Annotated in this window: 1 protein-coding gene; it reads right to left on the bottom strand. The window is 55.2% G+C overall.

What is annotated here, in order from left to right; translation table 11 throughout:
* Nucleotides 1–247 (bottom strand): AAA family ATPase (locus LZP73_RS21155; protein WP_234236981.1); only part of this gene is annotated, 247 nt, incomplete at its 3' end.
* Nucleotides 248–279: the final 32 nt, after the last annotated feature.

Here is a 279-nt window from a genome sequence, read left to right as displayed (position 1 = left end):
GTGTACGCGTTATCTCTTCAAAACGGACGATTTTGCCGTCGCGCATTCCCTGGTAAAGCGGGGCAGGAACCAGCGCTTCCGTTGACGGACCATGATTGATAAGCAGGGCGTAGTTCCAGCCGTACTTGATTTGATCTTCGGTGGTAGATGCGCCGCCCTGGATGGTTAACCTGGCATCGCCGCTAATAGCGGTTGCCAGTAATTCAGACAGGAGAGATTTTGCGGTCCCCGGTTCCCCCACCAACATCAAACCGCGCCCGGTGGCAAGAGTGACTAACA

This window comes from Shewanella sp. AS16, from assembly GCF_021412365.1.
In the GTDB taxonomy this organism is placed as follows: Bacteria; Pseudomonadota; Gammaproteobacteria; order Enterobacterales; family Shewanellaceae; genus Shewanella; species Shewanella salipaludis.
Note: the sequence above shows the minus strand (reverse complement) of the source record. Positions and strands in the feature narration are given on the sequence as shown.